This is a genomic window from Chryseobacterium vaccae (assembly GCF_009602705.1).
Classification (GTDB): domain Bacteria; phylum Bacteroidota; class Bacteroidia; order Flavobacteriales; family Weeksellaceae; genus Chryseobacterium; species Chryseobacterium vaccae.
Window position 1 is genome coordinate 3,784,431 of the sequence record NZ_VSWH01000001.1, and the last position, 19,300, is coordinate 3,803,730.

General features: G+C 39.4%; 17 protein-coding genes and 1 riboswitch. All 17 genes read left to right on the forward strand.

The window, feature by feature from the left end:
- The 17 genes from FW768_RS17195 (at nucleotide 1) to FW768_RS17275 (ending at nucleotide 19,222) form a co-directional block, all read left to right on the forward strand.
- Nucleotides 1–1,311 (forward strand): efflux RND transporter periplasmic adaptor subunit, encoded by a 1,311-nt coding sequence (locus FW768_RS17195; protein ID WP_153397525.1) that lies wholly within the window; start codon nucleotides 1–3, stop codon nucleotides 1,309–1,311.
- A gap of 125 nt (nucleotides 1,312–1,436) precedes the next feature.
- On the forward strand, nucleotides 1,437–2,318 hold the full coding sequence (locus tag FW768_RS17200; protein ID WP_153397527.1) for a bestrophin family protein: 882 nt from the start codon (nucleotides 1,437–1,439) through the stop codon (nucleotides 2,316–2,318).
- 20 nt (nucleotides 2,319–2,338) lie between these two features.
- Nucleotides 2,339–3,235: a cation diffusion facilitator family transporter gene (locus FW768_RS17205; RefSeq protein WP_153397529.1), complete on the forward strand. Its 897-nt coding sequence runs from the start codon at nucleotides 2,339–2,341 to the stop codon at nucleotides 3,233–3,235.
- Nucleotides 3,236–3,247: 12 nt separating this feature from the next.
- Nucleotides 3,248–3,667, forward strand: a complete 420-nt coding sequence (locus FW768_RS17210; RefSeq protein WP_153397531.1) for a Fur family transcriptional regulator — start codon at nucleotides 3,248–3,250, stop codon at nucleotides 3,665–3,667.
- 44 nt (nucleotides 3,668–3,711) lie between these two features.
- Nucleotides 3,712–5,673 (forward strand): heavy metal translocating P-type ATPase, encoded by a 1,962-nt coding sequence (locus FW768_RS17215; RefSeq protein ID WP_153397533.1) that lies wholly within the window; start codon nucleotides 3,712–3,714, stop codon nucleotides 5,671–5,673.
- A 717-nt stretch (nucleotides 5,674–6,390) separates the two neighbouring features.
- Entirely contained in the window at nucleotides 6,391–6,774 is a 384-nt protein-coding gene (locus FW768_RS17220; RefSeq protein ID WP_231128719.1) for a hypothetical protein, read from the forward strand.
- A gap of 145 nt (nucleotides 6,775–6,919) precedes the next feature.
- Nucleotides 6,920–7,195, forward strand: coding sequence for a YHS domain-containing protein (locus FW768_RS17225; protein WP_153397534.1), 276 nt, complete (start codon nucleotides 6,920–6,922; stop codon nucleotides 7,193–7,195).
- Nucleotides 7,182–7,865, forward strand: coding sequence for an SCO family protein (locus tag FW768_RS17230; RefSeq protein ID WP_153397536.1), 684 nt, complete (start codon nucleotides 7,182–7,184; stop codon nucleotides 7,863–7,865). The genes FW768_RS17225 and FW768_RS17230 overlap by 14 nt, the downstream gene beginning before the upstream one ends.
- Nucleotides 7,866–8,007: 142 nt before the next feature.
- Entirely contained in the window at nucleotides 8,008–8,682 is a 675-nt protein-coding gene (locus tag FW768_RS17235) for a superoxide dismutase (protein ID WP_153397538.1), read from the forward strand.
- A gap of 3 nt (nucleotides 8,683–8,685) precedes the next feature.
- Nucleotides 8,686–9,054: a hypothetical protein gene (locus FW768_RS17240; protein ID WP_153397540.1), complete on the forward strand. Its 369-nt coding sequence runs from the start codon at nucleotides 8,686–8,688 to the stop codon at nucleotides 9,052–9,054.
- A 199-nt stretch (nucleotides 9,055–9,253) separates the two neighbouring features.
- Nucleotides 9,254–10,081, forward strand: coding sequence for an MbnP family protein (locus FW768_RS17245; RefSeq protein ID WP_153397542.1), 828 nt, complete (start codon nucleotides 9,254–9,256; stop codon nucleotides 10,079–10,081).
- Between the two features lie 37 nt (nucleotides 10,082–10,118).
- Entirely contained in the window at nucleotides 10,119–11,120 is a 1,002-nt protein-coding gene (locus tag FW768_RS17250) for a cytochrome-c peroxidase (RefSeq protein WP_394349981.1), read from the forward strand.
- Nucleotides 11,120–12,070, forward strand: a complete 951-nt coding sequence (locus FW768_RS17255; RefSeq protein WP_153397545.1) for a transporter — start codon at nucleotides 11,120–11,122, stop codon at nucleotides 12,068–12,070. The genes FW768_RS17250 and FW768_RS17255 overlap by 1 nt, the downstream gene beginning before the upstream one ends.
- A gap of 162 nt (nucleotides 12,071–12,232) precedes the next feature.
- Nucleotides 12,233–12,417, forward strand: a riboswitch (cobalamin riboswitch).
- Nucleotides 12,418–12,526: 109 nt separating this feature from the next.
- A complete protein-coding gene (locus tag FW768_RS17260) occupies nucleotides 12,527–14,557 on the forward strand; it encodes a TonB-dependent receptor plug domain-containing protein (RefSeq protein ID WP_153397547.1) in 2,031 nt (676 codons plus the stop codon).
- Nucleotides 14,554–15,687, forward strand: a complete 1,134-nt coding sequence (locus tag FW768_RS17265) for a YncE family protein (protein ID WP_153397549.1) — start codon at nucleotides 14,554–14,556, stop codon at nucleotides 15,685–15,687. Before FW768_RS17260 ends, FW768_RS17265 begins: the two co-directional genes overlap by 4 nt.
- A gap of 12 nt (nucleotides 15,688–15,699) precedes the next feature.
- The gene (locus tag FW768_RS17270) at nucleotides 15,700–16,908 is read left to right on the forward strand and encodes a cell surface protein (RefSeq protein ID WP_153397551.1); all 1,209 of its coding nucleotides are present in this window, start codon (nucleotides 15,700–15,702) and stop codon (nucleotides 16,906–16,908) included.
- Between the two features lie 37 nt (nucleotides 16,909–16,945).
- Nucleotides 16,946–19,222, forward strand: coding sequence for a T9SS type A sorting domain-containing protein (locus tag FW768_RS17275; RefSeq protein WP_153397553.1), 2,277 nt, complete (start codon nucleotides 16,946–16,948; stop codon nucleotides 19,220–19,222).
- The last annotated feature ends 78 nt before the right edge of the window (nucleotides 19,223–19,300 follow it).

The window sequence follows — 19,300 nt, forward strand, 5'->3', positions numbered from 1 at the left end:
ATGAAAGTAAAACACAATATCATATATCTTAGCGTCATTGCCCTATTAGTCATCAGCTGTGGAAAAAAAGAAGCTCCGGCAGAAAAATCTGAAGTTAAAACCGAACAGGCTGAAGAAAAGCATGAAGAAGGCTCTGAAACTATTGCTGCCCTTACAGAAGAGCAGATAAAATCAGTTGGAATAACCTTAGGAACCATAGAAATGAAAGAGCTGACCGCTACCATTAAAGCCAACGGCCTTCTAAGAGTTCCGAATAACAATAAAGCGACAGTAACCTCACTGTACGGCGGTGTCATTAAAACCCTGAACGTTCAGGTAGGAAGCATCGTTAAAAAAGGCCAGGTAATAGCAACCATCGCAAACCCGGAATTTATTCAGCTACAGGAAGATTATCTGACCACGAATAGTAGGATTACTTATGCAGAACAGGAATACAGACGTCAGAGAGAACTTTTTGATAACGATGCAGGAGCCAAAAAGAACCTGCAGAGTGCCGATGCTGAACTCAGAACACTCAGAACCCGTAAAGCTTCCCTTTTACGGCAGCTCCAGATGATGGGAATAAGCCCCGGAAAAGTAAACAATGGAAACATGAGATCAGGATTGGTGATCACCGCACCGATCAGTGGCACAGTCAGCAGTATCGCTGCCCAGATCGGAAGTTATGTGGATGTTTCGTCTCCGGTAGCTGAGATTATCGATAACAATTCAATTCATCTTGACCTGCAGGTTTTTGAAAGGGATCTTCCTAAAATGAGAATCGGGCAGATTGTTCATTTCAAACTGACCAATAATCCGGAAACTGAATACGATGCAAAAATCTACAGCGTAGGTTCCTCATTTGAAAACGAAAGCAAAACCGTTTCCATACATGCGGCTGTAACTGGAAATAAGACGGGACTTATTGACGGAATGAATATCACAGGAATCGTAAGCCTTGATAAAAATACAACCCCTGCAGTGCCGAATGAAGCTATCGTAGAAGCAGACGGGAAGTATTATATTTTTATACAAACAGATAAAATAGCAAAAGAACATGCAGAAGAGGGAGCTCATGATGATCACGGCCACGGCCATGATGAAGGAGAAGCAGCCCATGCCCATAAAAATGAATCAGAAGCCGGACAGCACGCAGAACAGAAGGCTAAAAATATGAATTTTGAAAAGGTAGAAGTGGTCAAAGGAACTTCAGATATGGGCTATACAGCAATTACTTCAGTCTCCAATATTCCTGCAGATGCAAAAGTAGTGGTGAAAGGAGCCTTTTTTATCAATGCAAAACTTTCTAATTCCGGAGATCACGGCCATTAGGAAATGATAACCTATTTTAAAATTATAGGTAAAAAAGTCCCGGTTTTTATGCTTAAATTAGAACTGATGAGGAAAAGAAGCAAAAAAAAACAGAATCATCAAGATTGTAAAAACACCATTCATTTATGCTTTTAAATAAAAAAATATCCGTCTGGTATTTCATCCGTGAAATAAGATCCCAGATTGTATTCATGGCCATATTTGCGGTGTCTATTGGATTACTGGATTTACTGCCATGGTTTCGGAAGATCTCACTTCCTCTGAATATTCCGGCATTGTTGGGTACAGCAGTATCCTTGTTGCTGGCCTTCCGGACTTCCCAGTCCTATGAAAGATGGTGGGAAGCAAGAACCGTATGGGGAGCCATCGTGAATGATTCCCGGACTTTTATCAGGCTGGTGAAACAGTTCTATCCGGAAGGAGAAGAAAAGATTGTCAAAGAATTTGCAGAAAGACAGATCATCTGGACCTACGCACTGGGAGAGTCTTTAAGAAAACTCCCCTTTTCAGATAAAGTTGATAATTATCTGAATGAACACCGGATAAAAGCAATGAATATTCCCAATGCACTTTTAGATGCCCATTCAGAACAAATTAGAGAAACGGCTTCATCAAAAGGATTAACAGACTTTCAGCAGATGCAGGTGAACGATATGGTGACAAAGCTATGTGACAGTATGGGTAAATGCGAAAGACTAAAAAATACCGTTTTTCCAAGGGCATATAGCCTTTTGCTGCATACTCTGATCTATGTTTTCGCAGCAGTACTCCCGTTTGGGCTTGATGACTCACAGCTTGCCGTAGAAATTGTCATTACCTTTCTGATCCCTGTGGTATTTATTGCCATCGAAAAAACATCAATCATGATGCAGGACCCTTTCGAAAACAGACCTGTTGATACCCCGGTAACCTCTCTGGCACAGACTATAGAAACTAATATCAGGCAGATGATCGGAGAACAGAATGTGCCGGGCAAAAAAGAAAATCCTTTGTACTACGAAATGTAACTTGTAAAATCTCAAAGATCATGGAAGAAACAAAAATACAGACCGTTTCACCAGCCAGCAGCCACAAAAGAAACCTGCTGATTGTACTGTGCCTGAGCGGAACCTATATGATAGCTGAGGTCATTGGGGGATTTATTACCCAAAGTCTTGCACTCCTTGCAGATGCGGCACATATGCTGACGGATGTTGTAGGTTTATTTCTTGCATTCATCGCTATAAAAATTGGTGAACGGAAAGCAGATGCCGTTAAAACATTCGGCTATTACCGTACTGAGATATTGGCTGCGGTAATCAATGCTGTGGTGCTTTTGGGAATTTCTGTCTATGTGCTGTATGAAGCCTATCAGAGGTTTCAGAATCCGCCGGAAGTGCAGAGCGGCTCAATGCTGATCGTGGCCGGAATAGGATTGGTAGTCAATATTATCGGAATGATAATCCTAAGGAAAGATTCAGAGGGAAGCCTGAACATGAAAGGCGCCTACTTTGAAGTACTCTCAGACATGCTTACTTCCATTGGCGTAATGATTGCGGGAGCTATCATGCTGACAACAGGATGGTATTATGCCGATCCGCTGATCTCTGCAGCAATTGGACTTCTGATATTTCCAAGAACATGGCGTTTGCTGAAGGAAGCGGTTAACGTACTGCTGGAAGGAACACCGAAAGATGTAGATATTCATGAATTGCGAAAAACATTGGAAAATACGGAAGGCGTGGAAAATGTCCATGATCTTCATGTATGGTCACTTACTTCAGGAGTGAATGCGATGAGTGCCCATATTGTCAGGGATAAGGTAACTGGGCATAATCCGTTACTGAAGAGATTAACAGAAGTGACAACAGAGAATTTTAAAATTAGCCATACCACTTTTCAGATCGAAGAAGAAGGCTATGAAGAACAGGAAATACATCTTTAAAATGATTAAGAAATGAGAAAAGATATAGAAACAAAACTTATAGATAAAAATACCAAGCCGACCAGCATGAGGATTCTGGTCTATGATTTTTTAAGCAGCCAGGAAATGGCACTTTCCCTTTCTGAAATTGAATCCCACTTTAAGAATGCTGACAGAACCACCATCTACAGAACCTTAAAAACCTTTGAAGAAAAAGGGATTGTTCACAGCATACAGGAAAATACAACTACAAAATACAAACTCTGTCACGATGAGTGTGATGAAAAAACACACAAAGACTGGCACTTGCATTTCTATTGTAAAATATGCAAACAAACCACATGCAGGGAAGATATTTCATTTCCGGAAAACATACAGACCAATTTCCGGATTGATGAAATAAGACTTTTTGCCAAAGGAATCTGCGAAAGCTGTCTTGAAAGTTTGCAATAGCATTGCATTGGGTTTACCTTTAATTTTACATCAAAATATCAGTTATGGAAGAATGTTGCAGTACAAAACTAAAAAAAGAACAACATAAGCACGATCACTCAGAAGGAGATGGGCATGATCACTCTCATGATACGGGAGATAAAACCGTTTTTCAGATGTTTCTTCCCGCGATAGTATCGTTCGTACTCTTGCTGATAGGAATAGCGCTGGATAATTATATCAAAACAGAATGGTTTACAGGCTGGATACGTTTGGTGTGGTACCTGGCAGCTTATGTGCCTGTTGGCTTTCCTGTCTTGAAAGAAGCCTGGAGAAGTATAGTTCAGGGTGATGTATTTTCTGAATTTTTCTTAATGGGAATCGCTACAGTAGGTGCTTTTGTGATCGGGGAATATCCCGAAGGGGTGGCTGTTATGCTTTTTTATTCCGTAGGAGAAGTTTTCCAGGGAATGGCCGTATCCAGGGCAAAAGGAAATATAAAAGCATTGCTGGATCAGCGTCCTGATGAGGTGACGATCATGGAAAATAATCAGCCGAAAACTATTAAAGCTAAAGAAACCAAAATAGGAGACGTTATTCAGTTGAAACCCGGAGAAAAACTGGCTTTAGACGGAGAACTTCTCTCAGATTCGGCATCGTTTAATACCGCAGCCCTGACAGGAGAAAGTAAACCGGATACCAAAAATAAGGGAGAATCCGTGCTGGCCGGAATGATCAATATGAACAGTATTGCTCTGGTAAAAGTAAATACCGCCTATGAAGATAGTAAACTGAGCAGGATTCTCGAGCTGGTGCAGAATGCTACAGCGCAAAAAGCACCAACTGAGCTGTTCATCAGAAAGTTTGCAAAAGTATATACTCCGATCGTTGTTTTTCTGGCCATAGGAATCTGTCTGCTGCCTTATTTCTTTGTGGATGATTATCAGTTCAGAGACTGGCTGTACAGAGCATTAATTTTCCTTGTAATCTCTTGCCCGTGTGCACTTGTGATCTCTATCCCTTTAGGATATTTCGGAGGAATCGGAGCCGCCAGCCGAAACGGAATTTTGTTTAAAGGAAGTAATTTCTTAGACAGTATTGCAGAAATTCAGAATGTGGTAATGGATAAAACCGGAACCATGACCGAAGGCGTATTTAAAGTGCAGGAAGTAAATATTACATCTGAATTCAATAAAGATCAGATCTTGAAAATGGTAAATGCCCTGGAAAGCAAAAGCACGCACCCTGTAGCTACAGCCATTCACAATTATGTTGGAGAAATTGATCACTCTCTTCCCATGAACAATGTTGAAGAAATAGCAGGACACGGTTTAAAGGCAACCATAGAAGGAAAAGAACTGCTGGTAGGAAATTTTAAGCTGATGGATAAATTCAATATCAGCTATGATGTAAACCATGCGAATATTGTTTACACCGTTATTGCCATAGCCTATGATAAAAAGTTTGCAGGATTTATCACCATTGCCGACAGTATAAAAAGTGATGCCAAAGAAACGGTGGATAACCTTCATAAAATGAACGTAAAAGCAACCATGCTGAGTGGCGATAAAAGTACAGTCGTAAAATATGTCGCTGATCAGTTGGGTATAGATAGTGCATTCGGAGATTTGCTGCCTGAAGATAAAGTCAATAAAGTAAAAGAGATCAAGGCTAAAAATCAAACGGTAGCCTTTGTAGGAGATGGTGTGAATGATGCACCTGTAGTGGCCCTAAGTGATGTAGGAATTGCAATGGGTGGACTGGGAAGCGATGCAACCATTGAAACCGCTGATGTTGTGATTCAAGATGATAAACCCAGCAAAATACCGATGGCAATTAATATCGGAAAGCAAACGAAAAAGATCGTATGGCAGAACATTATCCTGGCCTTTGCTGTAAAAGCTGTCGTTCTGGTTTTAGGAGCTGGAGGTCTGGCTACCATGTGGGAAGCTGTTTTTGCAGATGTAGGAGTAGCTCTGCTGGCCATCTTAAATGCGGTGAGAATTCAGAGGATGAAATTTGGATAACGCAGTTACAGCTTAAAAACAACTCAATATATGATTTCTGTTGATAAGATAGTCTCAAACCTTATAGGTTTCAAAAACCTATAAGGTTTAGAAAAAATATTCTTGCTGATTAAGTAGTTTTTTTGTTGACCTAACGCTAAAGAGCCGCAAAGGTTTTTAGAATTATAATCCTTCATTGTAAGAATTAGAATTGGCCGAAGGCCAATCCATCGCTTCATCGAATCAACGGAGTTGATTCTACACTTTGCTCCCTTAAAATCAATATTGCCTATACATGAACCTTTGCGTATAAAAACAAAAATTAAGCGCAATAATCTATCCGATTTTCTTTAAACCACAAAAAGCCTAAAAGTTTTAAAAATCGAAGATGTCTATTAATCTCAGAATAATAAATCTGCGTCATCTGACCAATCAGCGAGTATTAAAAATATCCATGCAATCTGGACAATCCATGGGAAATAAAACTTCTAAAAAATCTTGATACACATCTGATAATCCGGAGAATTTATTCAATAGAGGTAGACTTTTGTCCACCTAAATAATAAAAAATAATCCATTGGCTTTAGCCAAAACTTATACAGTTAATCCGCAAATCCATAATGGATAAAAAAATTGTGCATTCGCGGCAAAAAAATCTATACACCTTAACCATTTTAACCAAAATTAATCAATGACATTCATCAGGAATAAGGCATAAACTAATTTTGAATAGTATATTTGTACTACAGAACTGAATCGTTGAGGTTTTTTATTTCCATATTCATCATTTTTACCATTGCAGTGCGCCCTGTTCTGCCACTGGTCAATTATGCTGTAAACTACGACTATATTGTAAAGAACCTTTGCGAAAAGAAGAGCATTCCCCAGTCAACCTGTAAGGGAAAATGTTATGTTGAAAAAGAGCTGGCCAAAACAGAAAAGCAGTCTAATAATTCTCAAACTATAAAAATTGCAGGACTGGATGCTTTTATTTTCAATGATATTGTTTCTTTTAATCCCATACAGGGGTATTTAATTTCCTCCGGAAAAAGTATTTCAAACTCCAATAGTTTCCATACTTCAGAATATTTTTCAAAAATATTTCATCCTCCGCTGGTTTAGATTTTCTTTTAAACTAATTTTTTAGTTGATTTTAATTTACAGATCCTGAAATGCCTTGTGACAGCATTTGATGCCATTAAAGCAGGTTTGTATTAAAATCAAAAGACTTCATTCATCCTATCATTAATTTCAATTTAAGATTAAAATGAAATCAAAAATTATTTTGACGGCTTTGCTGTCAATATCCCTGTTTTCGTGTGCTCAGGAAACCCATAAAGTAAAACATAAAAAATCGATGAGTACTTCCGGAGAAAACCTGAAAAATGTAAAAGTAGTCAATGCTGAAGACCCTGTCTGCCATATGAAAACAGCCGAATTTTTAAAAGATACAACAGTCTATAAAAATAAAACGTACGGTTTTTGCAATACCTACTGTAAAGACGAGTTTAAGAAAAATCCTCAGAAATATGTCCAGGAATAAAAAGACGGAAACCAAAGCTAAAACAAAAGTGATTATTCCTATCGCTGTAATGGCTTTACTTTTTATAGGAATAGGTGTCGGAATGGGATATTTTAAAAAGAATCTTTATACCGTAATGAAGGTTCCGGATTTTGAACTGACGGATCAAAATAATAAAAAGATCACCAATAAAGATATGCTTGGAAAAGTGTATCTGGTAGAGTTTTTCTTCAGCAAATGTCCTACAATTTGTCCGGTAATGAACCGGAATATGAGAGCTATTGAAGACGAGATCAACAGTCCGGACTTTGGGATCATATCCATAAGCATTGATCCGGAAAACGATACGCCTGAAGCGTTAAAAAAACATGCTAAAAGTGTAGGCGCAAAATCTCCCGACTGGCATTTTCTAACCGGAGACCGGGATTATATCGGGAAGCTGGCAGATCAGTTCAATATTTATGTAGGTGATAAAGAAGATGAGAGCGAAAGCCTGAATCACAGTGGAATGATTGCCCTTGTAGATCAGGAAGGAAACATCAGATGCAGGTACAATAAAGACAATATGCCGATCCTGTATTATTCAGGACTGAATTACGAAGATCTGGAAGGGAAAACTCCAAAGCTTAACGGAAAATACCACCCAGACCGCGAAATATTAATTGAGGATATTAAAAAACTGCTGAAGTAGTAAGACAGGAGGAAACGATAGGGAATTTTTGATAGGATTAATGATTTCTGATTAAGAAGACTAATTAAAACTTCCTTCTTCCAGCCTCCATCTTCCTTTCTCAAATAAAAAATAATTTGTTCAACCATAAAAACAAAACGTTATGAAGATTTTGAAAATAGCGGCTTTAAGCGCAGTATTGGCTGCTCAGTTCGCTTTTGCCCAGTTTAAGCAGACCCCTTTGCCATATGCATACAACGCGCTGGAGGGAAATATTGATGCACAGACGATGGAGATCCATTATTCAAAACACGCAGCAGCTTATGTTGCTAACCTGAATAAAGCCATTGCAGGAACTCCACAGGAAAAACAGACTTTGTTTCAGATCATGTCGGGAGTTTCCAAACTTCCGCCTGCTGTAAGAAATAATGCCGGAGGACACTACAACCACGAACTTTTCTGGACGGTTCTTACCCCTGAAAAAAATACGCAGCCTTCAGCTAAATTATTGAAAGCGATCAATGAAACCTTTGGAAGCCTGGACGCTTTTAAAGAAAAAATGAGCAAGGCAGGAGCTGACCGTTTTGGTTCGGGATGGGCATGGCTTTCCGTTGATAAAAGCGGGAAACTATTCGTTTCTTCAACCCCTAACCAGGATAATCCCTTGATGGATGTTGTTGAGGAAAAAGGAACCCCAATCCTGGGAATTGATGTCTGGGAACACGCTTATTACCTGAAGTATCAGAACAAAAGAGCGGATTATCTTACTGCAATCTGGAACGTGCTGAACTGGAAAGAAGTGAGCAGAAGATATGATGAAGCCGTAAGCAAAAAATAATCAATGAATTTAATTTGCAGCATATTCCTTACCCTTTACATGGTGTTCAGACCCCTGATCCCATTGGCGGAGTATGCTGTAAATTATGATTATATCTCAAAAGTGTTGTGTATCAATAAAAGCAGGCCGGAAGTTCACTGTAACGGAAAATGTTACCTCACTAAAGAGCTTGCCAAAACAAACGATACCGATTCTTCTCCTTTAAATAAAACCAAAACTTCAGGGCAGAAAATTCTCGATACTTATATTCCTTCCGGTATTACGGAAGTTATCACCACTGAAAAAATACCTTTTTTCAACTTTAGCTTCATCTACGAAGAAGCCTATTCATTTCTGTTTCTGAAACACATTTTCAGACCACCGGTTTTTTAAGTTTTTATTTATTTTTATTCGAAAGACTAACAGCAAAAATCACAGAATTTTTTATTTCAAAAGTTTAATTGCTCTTATTTCATCACTTAAAATAGCATAAGTGTTAAAATATCTTTTGTCTTTTGTCAATCAAAAAAACTGAATGTTTTCGCACATTCAGCACTACTTTTATTTCAAAAATTCAACTTAAAAAATCAAAATGAAAATCTATAAATTTTTATCATTATTCTTTGTAGCCTTTACGCTGGCTGCTTTTACATCGTGTCAAAATCGGGATGACGAGGATCCTCAGGATTCTTTAGCAGGAAATATTCAGGTAAAATTTGAAAACGGGTTTAATAATCTGGGAAATATTGTGCTGGATCAAACGGTACAGACTTCTGCAGCAGGGCAGAAACATAAATTTTCAACATTGAAATATATCATCAGTAATATCAGTCTGATCGATGAAAATGGAAATGAATTCAAATACAACGAAAATAATCCGGACAAAGGGGCTTTCATTATCGATCAGGCAGATGCCAAAGCAGGAGTGATCTATCTGGATCTGAACGGTATTCCTAAAAATAATTATAAGAAAATAAAATTCGGACTTGGGCTCAGTCAGAAAGCTTATCTGCTGGGGCAGGACGGGCAGGCAGAATTCTGGAATAGGGCTAAACAGAAAGGAATGTCGTGGTCCTGGGCTGCCGGGTATGTGTTCGTAAAGCTGGAAGGGAAATATGGAAATGCATCGGCAGATAAAGAATTTATGAACCACACCGGAAATATGGGAAATGTAGCGGCTAACAATACGCCTGATCTTTACCGGGAAATTACGTTGAACCTTCCCGTTACGGCCAGGGTGACCAACCAGATCAAGCCATCTATCCATGTTCTGGCTGATCTTAACCAGTTTCTGAGCGGAACCAAAAACCTGACATTGACTACAGACAATGATATGGCGATGGGTTCAAACCAACATTTGGTAGACGTAACGGATAATCTCACGAAAATATTTAAAGTAGACCATGTTCACAATGATTAATATACTACCAAGAATAGTGTTGCTCCTAGCTGCTCTGATGAGTTTTACAGCCTGTTCAGAGGAGGTGATACAGCCATTGGACAAAGACGAAGTTTATCCGTTGCAGTTTCCTTCTTATTTTCCTGATATGACTTTTGATAAGACTTCCAATCCGGTTACTAAAAATGGTGTTGAGCTAGGCCGGAAATTATTTTATGAAGGCAAACTTTCCCGGAATAATACCATTTCATGCGGGTTCTGCCATATTCAGGAAAATGCTTTTACCCACCACGGACATAATGTAAGCCATGGCGTAGACGACAGAATAGGAATCCGGAATGCACCACCCATCCAGAATATGATATTCCTGAAAAGGTATATGTGGGATGGAGTGATCCATAATCTGAATGAACAGCCCATTATTCCGATTACAGATGTGAATGAAATGGACAGCTCGATGCCGGAAGCCATTACAAAACTGAAAGAAGATCCGAAATATAAAAAACTTTTTGCTGCTGCCTACGGAGATGAAAATATTACAGGAGAACGGGTACTGAAAGCATTATCTCAGTTTATGGCAAGCCTGATCTCAGCAGAATCAAAATATGACAGTTTCAGACAGGGAAAAGTAAAGTTGACTACAGAAGAATCCCAGGGAATGACTCTCTTCCAGCAGAAATGTGCTTCCTGCCACAGCGGAGAACTATTTACAGATGAAAGTTTCAGAAATACGGGTATGTATTATAATTCGCAGTTTAAAGATCCTGGGCGTTACCGGGTAACCCTCGACCAGAACGACTGGATGAAATTCCGAGTGCCAAGTCTTAGAAATGTAGAATATACAGCACCTTATATGCATGACGGAAGGTTCTATACACTGGAAGCCGTTCTTAATTTTTATTCGGACGGAGTAGAAGACAATCCTAATCTGGATCCGGAGCTAAAACAGAACGGTCATATTGGAATAGCTATGAATAGTCAGGAAAAGCAGTTTATTGTTGCTTTTCTGAAAACGCTTTCCGATAAAAACTTTATTTCTAACCCCAAATTTTCTGAATAATGAACACGAAAACAATAATGGTAATGACAGGAATGGTTGTATCTGTTGGATTTCAGGCTAAAACTGTTAACGATAGCATGGAGGTTTCCAATAATGCTAATAGAATAATACTGCTTGATGACTGCGATGCCTGCGGTTGTGCGGCCGGAAATGGCTCTTCAGGTTTTGAATCGTTGCTGAATCCTCAGTTTATCGGGATTAAATATTTTGCCCAGCATTATAAGGCAAAAGAAAATTTGTTTGTGAAAGATCTTACACAGGATCAGTATTTCAATACGCTTCAGCTTTGGGGAAAAATTCCTCTGACAAAAAAACTGAGTGTTTATGCCAGTCTGCCATTCCATTTTCACGGAAAGAAAACAATGCAGGGAGACATCCGTATCAATGGAATAGGAGATCTGAACCTGATGGGAATTTATCAGATCGTTAATTCAAAGGAGAATGTCCATCAGCTTAATGGAGGTCTGGGAATAAAAGTTCCTTTAGGTAAATTTGACGAAAAAGGGATGTCCGGAGTTAATCCGAGTTTTCAGCTGGGAACAGGGAGCTGGGATTATCAGGCTGCATTGAATTATAAATTCCAGAGAAATAAGCTGGCAGTTCTGATTAATACGGATTATACCATCAAAACGGAAAATAAAAAGCATTATCAGTTCGGAAACCAATGGAATTATGCCGCAACAGGATTTTATCAGGTTGCAGGGAACGAGAAAACCATCTTATCTGCCAAGGCTGGATTTCAGGGTGAAGTATATGATACCAACCGACAGTACGGAGAAGCATTACCCCGCACGTCAGGAAGCGCTTTGTATGGGAAGCTGGGCTTTGAAGCATCTTATAAAAAGTTTAGTCTCGGGAGTGAGATTATGCTGCCTGCTTACACCAACCTGGCAGGAGGAGATATTGAGGCAAAATCCCGTTTCAGTATTTTTCTGAATATCGGGATTTGATGAACAGTTGATCGCTTGGGAAGAGGTGTTTTTAAGTGAAACCCTACAGATATTTTTTTATCTGTAGGGTTTATCTTTTGCTGGCAACAGGTTATTGTTAAATGTTTTTATCCCATTGAAAATCATTTTGTTATTTCATGTTTTGAATGTGTTAATAATTGTTTATCTTTGCCGGAATCTGGTGAGCCGTAAAAAGCGCTTAAAAGGGAATCCGGTGAAAATCCGGGACAGACCCGCTGCTGTAAGCTCCACACCAAAGTTTTTGAATAATATATCCACTGTTTTTTAATGGGAAGGATTTCAGAAACGGAGTAAGTCAGAAGACCTGCCAGATGATGAACGTTTGACGCTTTCGTGGAATAAAGCTTAGGACTACAATGATTCTGTGCAGTGAATGCTGTGCTTTGTCGTTGCTTTCTTATATCCATTAGCGTCATCATTATTCTAAATGAGCTAATGGTGACAAAACTTATTGCTTCTCTGATTCAAAAGGGAGCTATCACAATTTTTGTGGCAGCCTCTCATCTTGTATTCTCACAGTCTAAGGACAGCATCTGGGAGAAAACGATTCTTCCTATTCAGATTTATAAAAAAGATTTTAAAGAAATTCTTCCGGCACAGATTCTTTCGGGGGAACAACTGGAAAGACTTAACAGTCAGTCGGTGGCAGATGCCCTTCGGTATTTTTCCGGTGTTCAGATCAAAGATTACGGTGGAATGGGAGGTCTGAAAACGGTGAATATCCGGAGTATGGGAAGCCAGCATGTCGGCGTTTTTTATGATGGAATTCAACTCGGAAACGCACAGAACGGAGTGGTGGACCTCGGAAAATTTTCCCTTGATGATATAGAGTCAATTTCTTTATATAACGGCCAGAAAAGTGAAATTTTTCAGCCGGCAAAGGATTTCGGATCTTCGGGATCTATTTATCTACAACCTAAAATACCTGTATTTAAAGGAAATCAAAAAACGAACGTAACGTTTAGATTGAAATTAGGGTCTATCAGTCTCTTTAATCCTTCATTCCGTTTAGAACAGAAGATTTCAGATCGGGTTTCCGCAAGTTTCAGTTCAGAATTTGTTCAGAGCAAAGGATTGTACAAGTATAAATACGAAAAGAAAAATGCTGATGGTTCTGTTGCCAATGATACCATTGCCAGAAGATATGATTCTTACATCCGGGCCAAACGTTTTGAAACCGGTTTTAACGGAACCCTTAATGACGGAAGCTGGAGTGTACGGGGTTACGGATATATTTCAGACCGTGGAATTCCTACAGCTATTGTGAATAATGATTTCGGTCCCAAAGGGCAGCAGATGCTGGATGAAAACTATTTTATTCAGGCCAATTTCAGAAAAAAACTGTTCCCAAAATTTGAGACTCAGGTGAAAGCCAAATTTGCTTACGATTATTCCAGATTTCTGGATACAGTTAATGTATCAACAACAGCACTTCGTATCGATAATACCTATACTCAGAGGGAATTCTATCTTTCTTCATCTAATATCTATTCCATTACTAAAGACTGGGATGTAAGCGCAGGTTTTGATTTTCAGTACAATAATCTGGATGCCAGTCTCAGGGATTTTTCATTTCCTACCCGATATACTTCATTACTGGCCTTTGCTACAACCTATCAGTGGAGAAGGTTTAAATTTCTGGGAAGTGTACTCGGAACCTTTGTACATGAAAATGTAGAAAAAAATGCAAAATCTCCCGATAAAACGGAATGGACCCCTTCTGCATTTCTGAGCTATCAGCCCTTTGATTCAAAAGACTTTACCGTAAGGGCATTTTATAAAAGGATTTTCAGGATGCCTACTTTCAATGATCTTTATTACACCATGATCGGAAATGTCATGCTTAAACCTGAATTTACCAGACAGTATGATGTTGGTTTTACTTATCAGAAACTGTATGACCATGAGTTTTTTAAAGGAATTTATGTGAAGGCAGACGGATATTATAATGAAGTGGAAAATAAGATCATCGCAGTTCCTACTACCAATCTGTTCAGGTGGATGATGACGAATCTCGGAGAAGTAAGAATCCTGGGGGCGGATGTCAATATCCAGGCTGAATTCGATATCAATAAAGTGAAACTGAAACCTCTGCTAAGCTATACTTATCAAAGAGCCGGGGATTATACCGATAAAAAAGAAGACTATTACGGAGATCAGATTTCTTACGTACCATGGCATGCCCTAACTTTTACCATGATGGCAGATTATAAAGACTGGAGTTTCAATTACAGTTTTATGTATACCGGAGAACGTTACGATGCTCAGCTGAATAACATCCGGGCCAATTATCTGCAGCCGTGGTATACCCATGATCTTTCTGTTCAGAAAAAATTCAACTGGCATTCCCATCAGGTCAAAGCCGGTTTCGAAGTCAACAACGTCCTCAATCAATATTATGACGTGGTAAGGAATTATCCTATGCCCGGAAGAAATTTTAAACTCATTGTAAGTTTTACATTATGAAAAAACTAAACTTTTGCCTTCTGGCTTTTTCCATGCTCTGTTTGTTCTCATGCCGGACGGATGATTATGTTATCCCCTCGGAAAAAGAAGAGGTAGGTGCCGGAGAAGATACACCCATCAAAGGTTTTTATCTTCTGAACGAAGGAAACATGGGGAGTAACAAGTGTACCCTTGATTATTATGATTATGCCAGTGGAACGTATCAACGGAATATCTATGGAGAGATCAACCCGAATGTGGTTAAAGAGCTTGGTGATGTAGGAAATGATATTATGATCTACGGAAGTAAAATGTATGTAGTGGTGAATGTTTCCAACAAAATTGAAGTGCTGGATGCCAAGACGGCTAAACGTATCAAAACGATACAGCTGCAGAACTGCCGGTATATGAAATTCAAAGGAGGAAAAGTGTATGCCAGCAGTTATGCCGGTCCTGTTGAATTAAACCCGAATTCGCCACCAGGGAAAGTGGTGGAAATTGATACGGCTTCCCTGGCCATTGAAAGGCAGGTAGTGGTAGGTTATCAGCCTGAAGAAATGGAAATCATTGGAGATAAACTTTATGTAGCCAATTCCGGAGGCTATATGTTCCCGAATTATGACAAAACAGTTTCTGTGATTGATCTTAACAGTTTTACAGAGACCAAAAAAATTGATGTAGCCATTAACCTTCACCGCATTAGAAAAGATAATTACGGAGATCTTTATGTGAGTTCCAGAGGTGATTATTACAACATACCATCCAGCCTGTTTCTCGTGGATGCTGCTACCGGAGCGGTTAAAAAAGACTTTCATGTTGCCGTAAGCGGAATGACGATTGTGAATGACAAACTGTATTACTATGGCAATGAATTCAATTACAATACCCATAGTTATGTTAAAACTTTTGGGATCATTGATGTAAAAACAGAGCAGGTAATCGCAACTAAAATCATAGACCAGCAGTACGCCGACGAGATCAAAGCACCTTATGGTATTGCGGTTAATCCTTATACTGAAGACATCTACCTTACCGATGCCCGGAATTATGTAACCACGGGATATGTATACTGTTTTGATAAAAGCGGAAAATTCAAATGGAAAACCGAAGGCGGAAATATTCCTGCCCATTTTGCTTTTTTATACAAATAATTAAATGAAAAAATGGAAAGAAAAACTATAAATATCATAAAAACAGTACTTTTCTCTTCTGTTCTGTTAGGAGCAGCAGCCTGTAAAAGTGACACTGAAGAAATCGTGGAAGAAGTAACTTTTCCTTCAGAAGTATTGAAAGAATCTTATACGATTGACAGGCTTAAGTTGTTAAACATCGATCCGAAGATCGAAGGAAAGCTGACTTGGAGCATCAACGATTCTATTATTTCTGAAAACCTTCAGCTGGATTTTGTAAGTGCTGTTACCAAAACATACCCATTGACTTTGAAGGTTGAGGCAAAAGGAGCTGTGAAAATTTACAAATCATCCATCATTGTGAACCAGGAAGCAGTGCCTTACAGTAAATATATCAGCAATGTTTTTGATTATCGTCCGGCAGTAGGGCAGTTCATCAATGAAATGCCTGAATATCTGAACGGAAATACAGAAGCTGATATGATCAGAAAGGCAAAAGAATCTCTTATCGGCGGAAGCTCTACGATGATTACCCTTGGCGGATACGGAGGGTATGTTGCTTTCGGCTTCGATCATACCATTGCTAATCTGGAAGGAAGAGATTTTAAAATTCTTGGAAATGCCTTCTGGGGAAATAGTGCCAATGCTACCAGATCCGGATCATGTGAACCGGGAATCATCATGGTGGCTTATGATAAAAACAAAAACGGAAAACCGGATGAAGACGAATGGTACGAAATCGCCGGCAGTGAATATTTTAAGAATACCACTCTTAAAAATTACAGTATAACCTATTTCAAACCCAATGAAAATAAACCTCCCGTTCCCGGAAGTGAGTTTTGGCAGACTGATGTGGAGTACATCAAATGGCAGGATAATAATGGGACTTCTGGATTTAAAACTAAAAATACCTTCCATGCACAAAGCTATTATCCTTTATGGCTTTCCCAGGCTTCTTACAGCTTTACAGGAACCAGACTGAAGGATAATTTTTACGACCAGAGCGGAACGGGGGCTTATTGGGTAGGAACCTCCTATGATTATGGATATGCAGATAACGCACCGAATAATGATGAGGCTTCCAATATTGATATTTCATGGGCAGTAGACAGAAACGGAAATTACGTTAAGCTTCCCGGAATCGATTTTATTAAAGTATATACCGGGGTGAATCAGGAAGCCGGATGGCTGGGCGAAGTTTCTACAGAAGTAGCGGGTGCTTATGACCTGCATCTTAATTAACAGATCGAAATATAAATAAATTTAAATACTTATTAAAATGAAAAAGTTTTACCTTTTTACAATGCTGTTCCTGTTCGCATTTTTGGCGAATGCACAGGTTACCGTGCAGGGCGTTCCCCGGAATGATATCCAGAGAAATGAACAGCTTAATACCACATTAACTCCCAATATTAACTTTTCGGATATCCAGTATTGGGTGGGAACAGGTTCTAATGAAGCTGCTTTTGTTGTACAGTGGAATGACAGCAAAAACCCGGACGCTATGGTTTGGGGATTCAGATGGAACGGAAATGCTACAGGTGAAGATATGCTGAAGACCATTGCACAGGCTGATCACCGTTTTTTTTCACTTCTTTATCAGGGAACCCAGTTTGGAACGGCAATAGGAGGTTTAGGTTTTGATCTGAACGGGCAGAATATTAATGCGCTTTATAAAAACGGAAATACAACCTATCCGCTTTATCCGGCCAGTGGAATCATCAACACAACAGCATATGATTTTGACAGTTATGCGGCTGCAGATGCCAATGATCACTGGCAGTCCGGATGGACCACCAATGGATACTGGTCGTACTGGGTGAAAGATCCTACAGATAGTGACTTTGGGTATTCAGGGTTAGGCGCTTCTTCCCGTAACTTACAGAATGGTTCATGGGATGTATGGAATTTTAATGTTGCTTTTAGTGAAGCTCCTATTTCATCTACCATGACACCCGTTTCCCCTTATGTATCTTCAACAGATTTTACTAACGGATTCTTTATGGTGAATGAAGACTGGTTCGGACATACCAATGGCTCTGTGAATTTTGTACATAACAACGGCCAGATCAGCTACCGTGTTTACAGTAATACCAATAATAATCAGGCTTTTGGAGCCACTACCCAGTACGGAACAATTTACGGAGATAAATTTTATTTTATCTCAAAACAGGCAGCAGACGGCAATGATACTCAATATACCCCTGGCGGAAGATTGGTAGTTGCCAATGCACAGACCATGCAGAAAATTGCAGGATTCAATGATATAGGTGGAGGAGACGGAAGATCTTTCTTAGGTGTGAATGAGCACAAAGGGTATATCGGAGCTTCTAACGGAATTTATACATTTAATATTGACAATCTTCAGGTAGGAAGTTTAATCACCGGAACCGGAGGCGGAAGTCAGTATGCAGGGCAGATCGGAAATATGATTCGTACCTCAAAATATGTTTTTGCAGTAAAACAGTCTGCAGGAATTCTGGTAATTGACCCTAATACGGATACGGTAGTTTCTACCATTTCAGGAGCCTATCACTCAGTTGTTCAGGCGAAAGATGGAAGTGTATGGGCGATTCAGGATCAAAAGCTGGTGAATATTGACCAGAGTACTTTTGCAGTAACAGTATATAATATTCCTGTGACAAAATACCTAGGATCATGGGGAGCCTGGAATGCCGGAAGCTTTACAGCAAGTACAAAGCAGAATGTATTGTATTGGATTAATTCGGTTAATAGCTTTGTTTCCGGAACGCAGATCGTAAAGTTTGATGTAACGACTAAAACGTTCAATGAAAATTTTGCCGCTATTCCAGGACAAACGGGACAATTCAAACAGATTCCTTATGGTGCCGGACTGCGAGTGAGCCCGGTAACCGATGAATTAATTCTTAATACGACCGAAAGTGGCTTTGGTGCTCATTATCAGAAAAACTGGATCCATACTTTCGATGCCAGCGGAAATCTGATCAATACAAAGACTCTTAATGATTATTACTGGTTCCCTGCAGTGGCAGTGTTCCCAGATAACAGTGCTCCGGTAATAAGTTCTACCTTCCCTTCCCAGGCTTCAGTAGGAAATGTGACAACTATTGATCTGAAAACAGCCGTTGCCGATGAGGATAATATAAGCGCTTCAGTGGTGAAGACATTGAAATCAAACTCTAATCCAGCTGTGGTTTCCGCAGTGATCAATGGAAATGATGAACTTGTTCTTACTCCTGTTACAAGTGGAACTTCAAATATCGTAATCAGCTTCAATTCTAACGGAAAAGTAGTTGAAAAAACACTCACCGTAACCAGCACAACATCCAGTCTGGCTACTGCAGAAGTGAAGAAACTGGAGTTCAGTATTTATCCAAACCCTGTTTCCGATATGCTGAACATCAAAACTCCGGATAAAGTTCTGAATGTTTCAGTTTATGATATTTCCGGAAAACAGGTAAATGCTCCATTCCAAAACGGACAGGTGAATGTAAGCACGCTTCCGAACGGAATGTATATTCTGAAAGCAGTTACAGATAAAGCAGTTTATCAGCAGAAACTGATCAAAAAATAAACCATATTCACTTTTATTTCAATAAGAATCGGCGGCCCAACGGGCCGCCGATTCTGTTTTATCATAACAATATTCCTT

Excerpts from the sequence above, each read along its gene's own strand:
- FW768_RS17235 (WP_153397538.1), top strand. The coding sequence starts at position 8,008 with ATGAAGATTTTGAAAATAGCGGCTTTAAGCGCAGTATTGGCTGCTCAG.
- FW768_RS17255 (WP_153397545.1), top strand. The coding sequence starts at position 11,120 with ATGAACACGAAAACAATAATGGTAATGACAGGAATGGTTGTATCTGTT.
- FW768_RS17200 (WP_153397527.1), top strand. The coding sequence starts at position 1,437 with ATGCTTTTAAATAAAAAAATATCCGTCTGGTATTTCATCCGTGAAATA.
- FW768_RS17240 (WP_153397540.1), top strand. The coding sequence starts at position 8,686 with ATGAATTTAATTTGCAGCATATTCCTTACCCTTTACATGGTGTTCAGA.
- FW768_RS17205 (WP_153397529.1), top strand. The coding sequence starts at position 2,339 with ATGGAAGAAACAAAAATACAGACCGTTTCACCAGCCAGCAGCCACAAA.
- FW768_RS17210 (WP_153397531.1), top strand. The coding sequence starts at position 3,248 with ATGAGAAAAGATATAGAAACAAAACTTATAGATAAAAATACCAAGCCG.
- FW768_RS17250 (WP_394349981.1), top strand. The coding sequence starts at position 10,119 with ATGAGTTTTACAGCCTGTTCAGAGGAGGTGATACAGCCATTGGACAAA.
- FW768_RS17230 (WP_153397536.1), top strand. The coding sequence starts at position 7,182 with ATGTCCAGGAATAAAAAGACGGAAACCAAAGCTAAAACAAAAGTGATT.
- FW768_RS17265 (WP_153397549.1), top strand. The coding sequence starts at position 14,554 with ATGAAAAAACTAAACTTTTGCCTTCTGGCTTTTTCCATGCTCTGTTTG.
- FW768_RS17215 (WP_153397533.1), top strand. The coding sequence starts at position 3,712 with ATGGAAGAATGTTGCAGTACAAAACTAAAAAAAGAACAACATAAGCAC.
- FW768_RS17270 (WP_153397551.1), top strand. The coding sequence starts at position 15,700 with ATGGAAAGAAAAACTATAAATATCATAAAAACAGTACTTTTCTCTTCT.
- FW768_RS17195 (WP_153397525.1), top strand. The coding sequence starts at position 1 with ATGAAAGTAAAACACAATATCATATATCTTAGCGTCATTGCCCTATTA.
- FW768_RS17275 (WP_153397553.1), top strand. The coding sequence starts at position 16,946 with ATGAAAAAGTTTTACCTTTTTACAATGCTGTTCCTGTTCGCATTTTTG.
- FW768_RS17260 (WP_153397547.1), top strand. The coding sequence starts at position 12,527 with ATGGTGACAAAACTTATTGCTTCTCTGATTCAAAAGGGAGCTATCACA.
- FW768_RS17245 (WP_153397542.1), top strand. The coding sequence starts at position 9,254 with ATGAAAATCTATAAATTTTTATCATTATTCTTTGTAGCCTTTACGCTG.
- FW768_RS17225 (WP_153397534.1), top strand. The coding sequence starts at position 6,920 with ATGAAATCAAAAATTATTTTGACGGCTTTGCTGTCAATATCCCTGTTT.